We start from the raw sequence: 12,173 nt of genomic DNA on the forward strand, positions 1-12,173 counted from the left end.
CTTGAAAATAGCACACGGCGAGTTAGCGATTAATATTAACCTGTGCGACGTTCTCACCGATCGCCGTGTTCTGCAAACTAATCTTTACCACTCGCTCGAAGGCATAATCATCTAAGCTCGCCGCCTTCGACTGACTGGCACCATGATTGAAACTCTCAATCCTCGCCGACTCAACGCCCGCCTCACGTAACGCACCTTCCACCGACGCTAGGCGATCCGCCGATAGCTTCAGGTTATAATCTTCGTTGCCTCGCGGGTCGCTGTAACCATCTAGCCGCACAGCAATATCGGGGTTGTTACTAATAAATTCCGCTAGAATATCGAGCCGTGACAGCCCCGCAGTGGTCAAGACACTTTTCCCCGTCTTAAACAGCATCTCCAGCTGCAACTGATCCAGCGCCGTTTGCGCAAAAGCCTCATTCATCTCAACAACACCGGCTAACTGCTGCTGCGCTCGTAACAAGTCTTCCTGTACTAGCTGCAGCTGCTGCTGGCTATCAACCAGTTGATCGTGCCCCTTCACCTGCTCCCCCATCCAGGCACCACCGAGTGCTCCCGCAATAAAACCGACTGGCCCGGCGGCCACACCTCCGATAACCGCCGAACTTAAAAATAGCCCTCCCTGTTTCAATTCTGTCTTTACCGCTGCCTGTGCCGGTATCGTAGTAACACTCGCCACAGTCATCAAACCTGCCAATATCAGTGCTTTTTTCATCATCTTCCCCAAATTAGCTGCAGTGCGCTGTTCATCATTATCATCAAGCTATAGCCCGGTTTGCCGGTGCTATTTAGCATGGGAGTTATTAAACAACGCTAAGGTGGCCGTTGTGGGGCAGTAATCTGACGCATTCAAACGCAATTATGACCAATTGTGTCAGTGTCGTTTCGGTGATTGACCCTCTCTCAATGAGCAGTAAAGGAGACTTTCAAGCACACACTCAAGCAAACTAAGCAGCAACAAAATACAGACAGCATTGCGCCGCGACAGCCAGTCACTTACAGTAAAGGTCGTCCGTTTGGATGAGTCACTTCCAAACGAAATTTATTATGCTAAGCCTCTACAGTTAATCTATAAAAGAACAATAATAAAGAATACGCAGCTAAATCTATTAACAATAATTATCAAAAATAGTGAGAGAGCAATGGCTAAATCTGAAGAGTATAAACTGGGCCCTAACACCTACCCACGCGGCTGGTTTGTCATCGCCGAGAGTAATGAACTGGGCGAGACACCGCTGGCAGTTAGCTACTTCGGCCGTGACTTTGCCCTCTACCGCGGCAAAGACAGCGGCAACCCTGTTCTGTTAGATGCATACTGCGGGCACATGGGCACCCACCTAACAGCCAGTACTAGCGCCGTTATTGCCAGCGATAACAGCCATATCGAAGGCGATAATATCCGCTGCCCGTACCACGGCTGGCGCTACGGCCCCGACGGCAAAGTGAACGACATCCCCTATCACGATGGCCCCTGCCCACGCAGCTCAACTATCCAATCTTATCCAGTACGCGAAATTATGGGCTGTATCATGATGTGGTTCGATGAGGATGGCTTAGAGCCACAATTCGAACCGCCAATGCTAGAGGAGTGGAACGATCCTTCATGGGTTCACTGGGATCTCGACCACCTCGGTGAAATCGATATGCACCCGATCGAAGTGATCGACAATATGGCCGATGCGCAGCATCTTGGCCCAACTCATGGTGCGCCTTGTGAGTACTTCGAAAACGAGTTCAAAGACCATATTATCATTCAACGTCAGGGCGGTGTCCTCGCTTCTTACGGCTGCATGCTGATGAGTACCACGTGGTATACCGGCCCCGGCATTTTACTTTCTAAACAAGAGTTCGGCGGCCAGGAAATCTATGAAATCATCGCCAACACTCCCGTCTCCGACGGTAAGATTAAAGTCTGGCACGGCGCCCTACACAAATCGGCCAGCGCCGTCGCCACAGAAGAGGACCGCGCCATCGCCAAGGAGGTTCAAGTCGGCGCCCTCGCCGCCTTTGCCGCCGACTTCAGCGTCTGGGCAAACAAGCGCGCAGCAACCCGCATCATTCAGCTAAAGACCGACGGACCATTTAACAAGGTGCGTGATTGGTATCGCCAATTCCACCTTGAAATGAAAGACGTTGAAAGACACCAAGGCGCCAACAACGGCAAAGCACATGTTCTCAACATGGATAAACCAAGCGAAGAGGCTCTGGCACTCGGCGCTCACTTTTTCGAATAAATAAGAACTTAGTCGTTACAAAAAATGCCGAGCCTTGCTCGGCATTTTTATTTTATCAAGAAATACAAAGACGCAGACATAAAAAACGCGACCATAATGTCGCGTTTTTCTCTGCATTACAGCATGAGATATTTACATGTACATAAACATCAGCTCATAGATCACCGCAGGGCGATCTTGACCGACGACATTAATGTGCTGCTCCATGGTAACCACTGTTTGCCCCTTCGGGGTCTGTGTAACTTCCTTGACTCGGCTACGGGCATAGATGCTGTTGCCTACCATCACCGTACCGGTGAAACGTAGCTTATTGGAGCCGTAATTTAGCATATTACTAAAACCCACCACCTCGTGAGTTGGTGCAACGGCGAGCTTAGGTAGCAGCACTAAAGTAAGAAAACCGTGTGCAATGGTACAGCCAAACGGGCTCTGCTCTTTACAGCGCTCAGGGTCGGTATGTAACCAGTAATCATCTCCGGTAAGCTCTGCAAATTGGTCAATCATCGACTGAGTAATTTCTAGCGGCTGACTCCAATCGCTAAACTCTTCACTAACGACTTCCTGCAGCGCTTCGATGTCATTAAATTGGTACTGTTTCATTATAATTCTCCAATTGCTCTGCCGCCCCGATGGGACGAGTAAATATAAACACGAGACCTGCAGCGTTAATCGCAACACCCGAAAGTTATGCCGCCATTCTAGCTAAAGTAAAAAACCATCTCCAACCCATAGTGGTGAGTTTTAACGCATTGGCAAAAGCAACGGTTTCTCTCAACACAATGTTTCCACAGCGCTGCAGATCTAGCTTAGCGCCAGATGGCAAGCGGTGTCCGAGCGTATTTGTCAGTTCACATGAGCAGATTTGTCATTGTTCTGTTGACCCTATCCGGTATGCTTTGAGCTACTTACAGTGGTGCCGTGCTGATGCTCGTTGAACACCTAAATAGATCACCTTGGCACCCAGCATTCATTAATCGATTACGATGAGACCTCTACGCGAGATACAGCTTTCGCATAAAGCGTCCCACAACATAATAATATTGTGAGGAATTTAGTCATGGCAGAATTAGTCGAAGCAGTCATTGTCGAAGCCGTCCGTACCCCCATTGCGCGCGGCAAGCAGATCGTGGGCGATCTCAGCGGCATCCATGCAGCGGCCCTGCTAGCCAAGGCCTATGAAGGTTGCATCAGCCGTGCCGGCATCGATTACACCGACATTGAGCAGGTTTACGCCGGCTGTGTTACACAAGCTGGCGAACAGTCTAACAACCTCGCTCGCAACGCCTGGCTGTCGATGGGGAAAAACTATTCAACCGCCTGCACCACCGTCGACACCCAATGTGGCTCCGCACAAACGGCTAACCACCTCATTTCTGCGCTCATCGAGTCAGGACAAATCAACTGCGGTATCGGTGCCGGCGTTGAGGCAATGAGTCGCGTCGGGCTAGGTGCTAACGCCTACAATGGCCCGGGTTTCTTCCAGACCGCCGACTGGCCCTGGGACAGCATCCCCGACCAGTTCGAGATGGTTGAACGTATCGTAAAAAATCGCGGCCTAACTCGTGCCGATGTCGACGCCTTTGCCTGTGAATCTCAGCGCCGCGCCAAAGTCGCCTGGCAAGAGGGACGCTTTGACAGTCAAATTATTCCCGTCGAATCACCTGTCATCGGTGAAGATGGCAACCCCACTGGCGAGACTCGTATCATCACCCGCGACCAGGGCCTACGTGACACCACCATTGAATCGTTAGCCGGCCTACGCACCGTTAAAGAAGGCGGCGTACACACCGCAGGGAACTCCTCACAAATCTCTGACGGTGCCGCCGCCGTATTGTGGATGAGCGCCGACGAGGCTCGCGCTAGAGGACTCAAGCCCAGAGCTCGCATCATCTCCGGCGTCGTCGCCGGAGCCGACCCGGCCTTCCTACTCGACGGCCCTGTCGATGCCACCAACGAACTGTTTAAGAAAACCAAGATGAACATGAACGACATCGACCTCTTCGAGATCAACGAGGCCTTCGCCGCCGTCGTGCTCTCTTGGGCCCAGGTCTTCAACGCCGACATGAGCAAGGTCAACGTCAACGGTGGCGCCATCGCACTGGGCCACCCTGTCGGCTCAACCGGTGCTCGCTTGATCACCACCGCGCTGCATGAGCTTGAGCGCCAAGACAAAAACACCGCACTGATCTCCATGTGTTGCGGCTCCTCTATCGGCACCGGCACCATCATCGAGCGACTATAACACCGCTTAATATAACTTTTACCTTGGCTCGTCAGACATCGGATGTCGAGCCAACAGCACACTCCCGTTTAAGGTGAACAATATGACAACGAAAAATATTGAAGGCAAGGTTGCCATCGTAACCGGTGCCGGCCGTGGCCTTGGCCGCGAAGAGGCGATACAGCTCGCACGTCAAGGCGCCCGTGTCGTCATCAGCGACATCGACCTGCCCGACGCTAAAGAGGCGGCATTTCAGACCCTCGAAGATATTAAAGGCTTCGGTGGCGAAGCCACTGTCGTGCTCGGCGACTGCGCCGATAGCAACGATGCCGAGAACTTGATGGCGAAGACGATCGAGACCTTTGGCGACCTCAACATCATGGTCAACAACGCCGGCTTCTGTCGTGATAAGACCATTTTCTCGATGAGCGACGATGAATTCGACTCCGTTGTCCGCGTGCACCTACGCGGTCATTTCGTCAACATCCGCAACGCCACCGCTTACTGGCGCGGCAAGGCCAAGGCGGAAGGTCAAGTCTATGGCCGTCTTATCAGCACCTCCTCAGAAGCCATGCTATTCGGCTCCGCCGGCCAACCCAACTACGCCGCGGCCAAGGCAGGTATCACCGCCATGACCATGGGCGCCGCCCAGCTGATGGCCAAGTATGGCATCTGCTGTAACGTCATCATGCCACGCGGCCGTACCGCAATGACCGATCAGGGCGTCACCGCAGAGATTTTCAAGAAGCCCGAAGATGGTTTCGACGTCTTTGACCCTGCCAACGTCGCTCCACTGGTGGGCTACCTGGCCTCACCTGAGTCGCAGATGGTCATGGGAGAAGTATTCGTGGTCTGGGGCACTCGCGTCAACATCGTTCAGCGACCAAGCCTAGACGTCTTCTACGACAACCCAGAAGGCCAGCAGAAGTGGACGGTTGAGGGCTTACACAGCAGCCTCGGCGACTACTTCAATGCCGATCACACCCCTGTTATCGATGGATTCTCTGTCCCCCCACAGTAACTCCATCACACTGATCCAAGCCTAGACCCCCTTCTCTAGGCTCGGTCCAAAGGCCGCGCTGGCAACGGTGCGGCCTTTTTTATCGGTAAACGCTACTACCGATCAACCTGCTGTAACGTCACCTCACCCAACTGCCGCATCTGTCGACGAATCCATGCTCGGCGTTCGACCATAAACGCACTATCCGTAGTGACACTATATTTATAAGGGCTGGGCAACACCGCCGCCAGACGAGCTGCCTGAGCAGTTGATATCTGCGCAGCATCGATACCCCAGTAGTGTCTCGCCGCTGCATCGACACCATAGAGGCCGGGACCAAACTCCGCTACATTGAGATAAACTTCCAAGATACGCCGCTTACCCCAAATCAGCTCCAGCTCCACCGCTAGCACCAGCTCAACCGCCTTGCGAAACAGGCTCTGCTGTGGCCACAGGAAGACATTCTTCGCCGTCTGCTGGGTCAACGTACTGGCTCCGCGAAAGCGCTCACCGCTCACTACATCCGCCAGCGCCTGCTTGGTCGAAGCAATGTCGATGCCAAAATGATCGGGAAAGGTCTGGTCCTCACCGGCGATCACTGCCAACTGCATCGCCGTGGATATCTGCGACAGCTCCACCCAGCGGTGTTGCACCGTCGCCGGATAACCTGCCGGCGGCGACACGTCGCGCTGTATCTTCCAGGCCCAGGTAGGCGGGTCAACAAAACGCGTAAAGACCACCAATAACAACGAAAACAACAGACAAAACAACACCAAAAGCGCGATCCAACGCACGAGTTTCCCAATCACAACACCCACCTATTTTAAACAGCTTATGTATGCAAGATTAGCAAATCGCCAAGCCGCACAACAACGACCGAGATCAGCAGAACGAATAGATGCTGGGAGGAGCCGCCGTATTAACATGCTAAAATGTGCTTTGTTTATCCTAATATTCAGCACACAGCCTCGCCTTCCAGTCGTTAGCGCTTTAAGATGCTGTGTTATAGATCCGTCTATTCAATGCCGTTTCTCGTGATACGATTTATTTCAATACAACCTAGTTCAATGAAACTTAGCTCAATGAAACTTAGCTCAATGAAACTTATTTGAATACAGCATATCCAATACCACTTATCTCAATACAATGTTTGTAGGAGCATCTGCCATGACGAACAAGAAAACCCTAGTCGCCGCCTGCGCCATCATCATCGGCCTTGCCGGTTGTGCGGAATTCAAAGATGCTGGCCGCTCTATCGGCCATGGTACTCGTGATGCCGCCAAGTCCGTTGGCCATGGTACCCGCGATGCCGCCAAGGCAGTAGGCCATGGCACCGCTAGAGTCTGGGATGAGGCTACCGCTGACGGCGAGGGCGGCGGCGAATAGGCGTCACCCTCGCGGCTAGTACTGGCCGGGCTTCACATAGCCCGAGTTATGGTCGCGAATATTCTCCTCGCCCTCCGTGCCCCAGCGCACACGCTGCGCTTTCTGCTCTCTCTCCACAATCTGCTCCGCATGGTCCAGGCAATATTGCCTGGCCGCGGACTCGTTGCGAAAGCGTTCAGCGAGGGCCACTTCATAGAAGTCATGCCACTCGGCCTGCTCACCTCGCTCTGAGCGGTTGTAGCCATCGCAAACCTGGGCATTAGTCATGCGATTAATTTCACTGCGCTTGGCCTCGATACGCTGCAACTCCGTTGTCGCACAAGCACTCAGCAATAGAGCTAACGATACGACGGCAGAACGCTTAAGAGATGACGGCAACATATTAAGACCTGTGCGATAGAAATTGAGGCCGCTATCATACGACAATCGAAAGACCGTTGCCCGCGATCAATTGGCGCTCTCTGCGATACCGAGCTCTTGCAACAACACGCTGTCCAACGGTCGGTAACAGCCTCGCCGCTCATCGCGAACATAGAGAGGATCCGTCGTCTGCTTGGGGTCGTAGGCCTGCCGCTGCAGGTCGACTTTACGCAGCTTAAACGTCGCCGTCAGATCAGCGCTATCGCTCAGACGCAGAAATAAGGGCGCCGCATAGCGCGGCAGGCGCTGCTCGGTCAATCGGTAGAAGCTTTGCGGGTCAAAGGTTTCTGCTGGCTGCATGACAATGGCCGCCATGCCCGCACGCCCCTCCTGCCCCGGCACTGTCACGCCATAAACATTGATGAGCTCCATGCCCGGATAATCCGCCAACGCCTGCGACACCTCTTGAGTCGAGACATTCTCACTCTTCCAGCGGTAGGTATCACCGATGCGGTCGACGAAGTAGAAGTAGCCCTCTTCATCGCAGCGCATCAGATCACCGCTTGCCCACCAGCTGTCACCCTCACTAAACACACCGCGGTATATTTTCTGCTCCGTCGCTTGCGGATCGGTATAGCCCTCGAAACGCCCCGCGCCAACATCTGGCAGATCCAAGATCATGCCCACCACCTCGCCGACCTCCCCTGGCTGGCAGCAGATCATCTTGCCCTGCTCATCCAAGACATGGCAGCCGCGCTCGATGTCATATTTCACCAACCGCAGATTGGTTTTCTCGGCATAGGCAATACGACCACAAGAGCCTGGCTTATTATCGATATTAATCAACGAGCAATTAGCCTCCGTCGCACTCCAGCCCTCGAAGATATGAGCAATCGCAAAGCGCTGCTGGAACGCCTGCCAAATGTCCGCGCCGAGTCCCGCCCCCATCATCTTACGCAAGCCATGACGACGATCATCTGGCGAGGCTGGCTGATTATTCAGATAGCGACAAACCTCGCCGATATACTGGCAGACCGTCACTCCGTATCGTCTGACCTCCGGCCAAAACTGCGAGGCACTAAAGCGCCGGCGTAACACGATTGAGGCGCCACTGGCGAGCGCCGAAGAGGTCAGCGACATCCCCGCGGCACCATGGTAGAGCGGTAGTACGCAATAAAAAACGTCTCCACTGCTGTATTCCAGCATGTCACGCATGCCATCACCCACACCGAGCCACTTCATATGACTGATTCGCGCCGCCTTCGGCAGGCCGGTGGTGCCGGAGGTAAAGACATAGAGCAAGCTATCCTCACCGACCAAGCCCTGCCGCCATGACCGAGGCGGATTATAATCGGGGGCCTCTGTCAGTTGTAGCTGCAAGCTCTGCAATGTCTTCTGCAGTACCTGCTGCCGCGGCTCCACATCCTCGACCCGATAGCAATCAACGGCCAGCGCCGCCTGCTCCCGACTCGTCAGCGCTGACAAGCATTCATCACCGATAAATAACAGCTTTGCCGAGGCAGCGCTGAGCGCATGGGTCAGCGCCTCCCCACGAGCGTGGATATTGAGCAATGCCGAAGTGACACCAAGCTTAGCGAAAGCGAATAGGATGGCGAAAAAATCTGCACGATTATCCATCATCAAAGCACAGACATCACCACGCACCACCCCCAGATCACGCAGTACATGGGCGAAGCGATTGGCGCGAGCATTCAACTCGCCATAGCTGATCACCGTGTCGTCGGCCAATAAAAAGGCATGCTGGTGGTAGGTTTCTGCCTGCTGCTCTAAGCGATCGGCGACGGTATAGTCCTGCCTCGGCGTATGCGCCATGGTTGCCGCAGACAACTTATCTAACTTCGCCTGGGTTTGCTCTCGACTTACGCTACTCATACTCCGTGTCCTTTCACTGCTAATTAGAGTCTGTGGCCATTAAAACGTGGCACGACTCAAAAACCAATCGAGCAGATGCCGATTATTAGCAAAAACGCCATTAGAGTCTGGAAGATAACAACAAAAGGGGATGCGGCAAGCTGGAGGGGTGAAGCAAGAAAGAAGAGAGGAGAGAGGAAAACGCTACCGCGAGGCGGTAGCGCCAGACGATTACGCTACCTTAACGGCAACAGCATCGCTTTCCCAAAGGCCGTGCTTGGTGCAGTATGCGTGAGCTACGAGCTCAGCATCTTTCTCAAGGACAACATTGAAGGTAACAGTGGTGTTGCCTTTCTTGCCCTGGCCACCCAAAGTACCGGCGAAGAATGTTGCTTCCGCTAGCTTAGTGTCTTTGTTGTAGAGCGCAACAGAAGCAATATAGTGATCAAAATCATCAGGGTGGGTGTAAGCTTCACCGACCTTAACTGTAACGGCAAACATCTCACCTGCAGTCGCAGTAGACTCACAATGTACAAACGCTGAATGACGATCGATGAAGTCTTTCTTTGCTTCGCGTTCTACTTCGTTGATATCGATGTAACGATTAATCTTTGGCACGTTTATATTCTCCCAAGAAACAATATTTATTAACCGTGCGAACTGTACTCTACAGCCCTGCCTTAATCAATAATTGCGCACAACTGAGCCCAATAAGTCGCACGTTAGAGTGATTTTATAGCCTATATGCAGCGTAATGATAATCATTATCATTACAATCCCTTATTAAAAAAACGGGTATTCGCTGTTTTATAAAAATTTAAATAGCGTGATTCACGCTAAACTATCAGCGACTAAAATACCCTATAACGACACCCCATATTAGCGATTGATTCGCCAACCTGAAACAACGAATGCACCACCCACCTCAGGCAGTAAAAGCTTACTGAGGCACCCCGCCGCTGGTAGTCACTCAAACCTACGCCCTAGCACCAACCATTTCGCTGACATTAAAAACTTTAATTTGTCATAGCCCAGCAAAAAGGCAACAAAAAAATTTACAAAATAAACAAGAAATCTCGTCTTCAATTAGAAAAAAATAACACCATCAAGACAGCAAACAAAACAATAGCCAACAAAAAACAACGTAAATATCTCGATATAACTAAAAACAAATACAAAACCAATTATTCCACTATCAGTCGACAGAGATCATAAAAACAAGTATCACAAAGATAGAGGAGAACATTAAAATATGAGAGGATACCTAAGTGGCGAGAAGTCGTCACAACAAAAAAAGATAATAGACTAACTGTATTTTAGTCTTAATAAGACCTAAAGCGAGGCGATAACAAACAGCCTACGATAAGAAACTCAAGCCCGTGTCGCTTTAGCTGCACGGGCTTTGTTATAGCTACGCGACAACGGTGCCGAATACTTCACCCCGAAAGCGCAAACAAGGTATAATTACCGGCAATCATTCAGCGAGCTGCTCCCTATGCGTCTACTCGACAAAGCACCAGCCCTTATTTTCCCCCTGCTATTAGCGTCTCAGCTGAGCTTTGCCGGCATCGCACTCAGCAGTATCATCATCGATATGCCGCCTAGCAGTAAGCCTTATACCGACATTACGGTATTCAATGACGACAAGGCAGCGAACGCCTATGTTATCGTTGAGTTGTATGAGGTGATCAACCCCGGCACAGATCACGAGCAGCGCCGCTTTGTGCAAGACCCGAAATCGGTCAGCCTATTAATTAGCCCGAACAAATTCGTCATCTTACCCGGCGGCCGTAAGCAGGTTCGCATCGTCGATATCAAGGGCCCCGGCGATAGCGACAGAATCTATCGTGCCATTTTCAAGCCCGTCGTTGGCGATACAGAAGCGGCCTCCACTGGCGTCAAGATCATGATTGCTTATGAGACGCTTATTCTGCGTCGGCCAAAGCAGCCTGACTATACCGTTCAGGCTAAGCGCCAAGGCAGGCAGCTGACCTTTACCCACACCGGCAATAGCGCCACTAAACTCGAGTCTGTCTACCACTGCGCCCAGGGGCAAAGCCTAAAGCAACAGAACTGTACCGAGCTAAAAGGTGCCCGACTCTACGCCGACAATAAGCTCACCCTCACCACGCCTGCCGGCGGCGAGGTATTTTACGAATTGGTCACCGCAGACAAACGACTGAAGAATAGCCTACGCTAGTCCGGCCTAACGGTTAATAACAGCGTGCCACGATAGACGCCTGCCTTCGGCGCTATCGGTGTCGTCTCGACCCGCAGGCGCATATTCTCACCACCGCTATTCGCGCAGCCTCTACTGTAATCTCCCTGCCAACCCGGAGACCGCTGCTCATAAGCTAAACTAGCGGCACTAGAGCCACCTGCCGGGGAGTCATCAACGTAGACCTGATAAGGCAAGCTCGCCGCACCGTCCAACAGTTCAAATCCCCCCTCCAGCGAGCTAGCCGTAATGGCGAACTGACTGCCACGGGTCACATAGACGCAGAAGTCATCGCTAGCCGACAGCGTCGGACCACCTCCGGTCAACACCATATCCTCCAGGCCGCTGACCTGCACCAGCTCCGGTATCTCCAGAGTGAAGCGCATTTCCGCCTTATCGTGTCGCGGCCCGCCAACGGCAGGTTTAACCTTAAACACTAACCGACCGACATAGCTTCCCGCCGTCGCAAACTCCAAATCATCGCTGGCGAAACTGACTTGCAAGCTCACATTAGCGCAACCAGAGGCTGCGACCCAATAATTACTGTCTCGATGCCAGACGCCCTCCGCAAGCTCGAAATAGGGATCACTCTGACGAAATGACAGCGTGTAAGGCAGCGCCACCCCCGCCTGTCTCAACTCAAAACGATTGCTGGTCTGCCGCGAGTCACTGCGCACCTGGTAATTCACACTGCCGAAGAGGCTATCCGAGGCGATACAAAAGTCGACTACTACATCATTGCCACTAAAACCACCATCCCAGCTCACACTCTGCTCTGCGGGGTAGCCCTCAATAGACAGCCTGGCGACACAGGGCGAGGCGATCAGACTGCTGAGAAGCAGCCAGCACAGTCGTGGCACAGTCACTAGAGTACAGCTCATC

General features: G+C 52.6%; 12 protein-coding genes. 5 read left to right on the plus strand and 7 right to left on the minus strand.

What is annotated here, in order from left to right; genetic code table 11:
- Nucleotides 1–22: 22 nt before the first annotated feature.
- Entirely contained in the window at nt 23–715 is a 693-nt protein-coding gene (locus EDC56_RS11465; protein ID WP_211333659.1) for an OmpA family protein, read from the minus strand.
- A gap of 427 nt (nt 716–1,142) precedes the next feature.
- Here EDC56_RS11465 and EDC56_RS11470 point away from each other — a divergent pair, with 427 nt between their 5' ends.
- Nucleotides 1,143–2,234 (plus strand): Rieske 2Fe-2S domain-containing protein, encoded by a 1,092-nt coding sequence (locus EDC56_RS11470; protein WP_123712643.1) that lies wholly within the window; start codon nt 1,143–1,145, stop codon nt 2,232–2,234.
- Between the two features lie 132 nt (nt 2,235–2,366).
- Here EDC56_RS11470 and EDC56_RS11475 read toward each other — a convergent pair whose 3' ends face one another.
- Nucleotides 2,367–2,834: a MaoC family dehydratase gene (locus tag EDC56_RS11475; protein ID WP_123712644.1), complete on the minus strand. Its 468-nt coding sequence runs from the start codon at nt 2,832–2,834 to the stop codon at nt 2,367–2,369.
- Nucleotides 2,835–3,291: 457 nt separating this feature from the next.
- Here EDC56_RS11475 and EDC56_RS11480 point away from each other — a divergent pair, with 457 nt between their 5' ends.
- Together EDC56_RS11480 and EDC56_RS11485 are read left to right on the plus strand one after the other, a co-directional pair.
- Nucleotides 3,292–4,476, plus strand: a complete 1,185-nt coding sequence (locus tag EDC56_RS11480; protein ID WP_123712645.1) for a steroid 3-ketoacyl-CoA thiolase — start codon at nt 3,292–3,294, stop codon at nt 4,474–4,476.
- 82 nt (nt 4,477–4,558) lie between these two features.
- Entirely contained in the window at nt 4,559–5,476 is a 918-nt protein-coding gene (locus EDC56_RS11485) for an SDR family NAD(P)-dependent oxidoreductase (RefSeq protein ID WP_123712646.1), read from the plus strand.
- 95 nt (nt 5,477–5,571) lie between these two features.
- Here the strand turns inward: EDC56_RS11485 and mtgA are convergent, their stop codons facing one another.
- On the minus strand, nt 5,572–6,264 hold the full coding sequence (mtgA, locus tag EDC56_RS11490; protein ID WP_211333660.1) for a monofunctional biosynthetic peptidoglycan transglycosylase: 693 nt from the start codon (nt 6,262–6,264) through the stop codon (nt 5,572–5,574).
- 358 nt (nt 6,265–6,622) lie between these two features.
- On the opposite strand from mtgA, the gene EDC56_RS11495 reads away from it, so the two are divergent.
- Nucleotides 6,623–6,841, plus strand: a complete 219-nt coding sequence (locus tag EDC56_RS11495; protein ID WP_123712647.1) for a hypothetical protein — start codon at nt 6,623–6,625, stop codon at nt 6,839–6,841.
- 15 nt (nt 6,842–6,856) lie between these two features.
- Here EDC56_RS11495 and EDC56_RS11500 read toward each other — a convergent pair whose 3' ends face one another.
- From EDC56_RS11500 to EDC56_RS11510, 3 genes are all read right to left on the minus strand, one after another.
- On the minus strand, nt 6,857–7,222 hold the full coding sequence (locus tag EDC56_RS11500; RefSeq protein ID WP_123712648.1) for a hypothetical protein: 366 nt from the start codon (nt 7,220–7,222) through the stop codon (nt 6,857–6,859).
- Nucleotides 7,223–7,288: 66 nt separating this feature from the next.
- Entirely contained in the window at nt 7,289–9,094 is a 1,806-nt protein-coding gene (locus EDC56_RS11505; RefSeq protein ID WP_123712649.1) for a long-chain-acyl-CoA synthetase, read from the minus strand.
- A 210-nt stretch (nt 9,095–9,304) separates the two neighbouring features.
- A complete protein-coding gene (locus EDC56_RS11510) occupies nt 9,305–9,691 on the minus strand; it encodes a desulfoferrodoxin family protein (protein WP_123712650.1) in 387 nt (128 codons plus the stop codon).
- A gap of 877 nt (nt 9,692–10,568) precedes the next feature.
- On the opposite strand from EDC56_RS11510, the gene EDC56_RS11515 reads away from it, so the two are divergent.
- Nucleotides 10,569–11,273 carry a fimbrial biogenesis chaperone gene (locus EDC56_RS11515; RefSeq protein ID WP_123712651.1) on the plus strand — a complete coding sequence of 235 codons (705 nt, stop codon included), beginning with the start codon at nt 10,569–10,571 and terminating at the stop codon, nt 11,271–11,273.
- Here EDC56_RS11515 and EDC56_RS11520 read toward each other — a convergent pair.
- Nucleotides 11,270–12,172 carry a hypothetical protein gene (locus EDC56_RS11520; RefSeq protein ID WP_123712652.1) on the minus strand — a complete coding sequence of 301 codons (903 nt, stop codon included), beginning with the start codon at nt 12,170–12,172 and terminating at the stop codon, nt 11,270–11,272. The genes EDC56_RS11515 and EDC56_RS11520 overlap by 4 nt on opposite strands.
- Nucleotide 12,173: the final 1 nt, after the last annotated feature.

Origin of the sequence: Sinobacterium caligoides, assembly GCF_003752585.1 — a bacterium.
GTDB classification, from domain to species: Bacteria; Pseudomonadota; Gammaproteobacteria; order Pseudomonadales; family Sinobacteriaceae; genus Sinobacterium; species Sinobacterium caligoides.

What these genes read in the sequence shown, in the direction of transcription:
- EDC56_RS11505 (WP_123712649.1), bottom strand. Translation starts at nt 9,094, where the DNA reads ATGAGTAGCGTAAGTCGAGAGCAAACCCAGGCGAAGTTAGATAAGTTG.
- EDC56_RS11500 (WP_123712648.1), bottom strand. Translation starts at nt 7,222, where the DNA reads ATGTTGCCGTCATCTCTTAAGCGTTCTGCCGTCGTATCGTTAGCTCTA.
- EDC56_RS11480 (WP_123712645.1), top strand. Translation starts at nt 3,292, where the DNA reads ATGGCAGAATTAGTCGAAGCAGTCATTGTCGAAGCCGTCCGTACCCCC.
- EDC56_RS11465 (WP_211333659.1), bottom strand. Translation starts at nt 715, where the DNA reads ATGAAAAAAGCACTGATATTGGCAGGTTTGATGACTGTGGCGAGTGTT.
- EDC56_RS11495 (WP_123712647.1), top strand. Translation starts at nt 6,623, where the DNA reads ATGACGAACAAGAAAACCCTAGTCGCCGCCTGCGCCATCATCATCGGC.
- EDC56_RS11520 (WP_123712652.1), bottom strand. Translation starts at nt 12,172, where the DNA reads ATGAGCTGTACTCTAGTGACTGTGCCACGACTGTGCTGGCTGCTTCTC.
- EDC56_RS11475 (WP_123712644.1), bottom strand. Translation starts at nt 2,834, where the DNA reads ATGAAACAGTACCAATTTAATGACATCGAAGCGCTGCAGGAAGTCGTT.
- EDC56_RS11515 (WP_123712651.1), top strand. Translation starts at nt 10,569, where the DNA reads ATGCGTCTACTCGACAAAGCACCAGCCCTTATTTTCCCCCTGCTATTA.
- EDC56_RS11485 (WP_123712646.1), top strand. Translation starts at nt 4,559, where the DNA reads ATGACAACGAAAAATATTGAAGGCAAGGTTGCCATCGTAACCGGTGCC.
- EDC56_RS11470 (WP_123712643.1), top strand. Translation starts at nt 1,143, where the DNA reads ATGGCTAAATCTGAAGAGTATAAACTGGGCCCTAACACCTACCCACGC.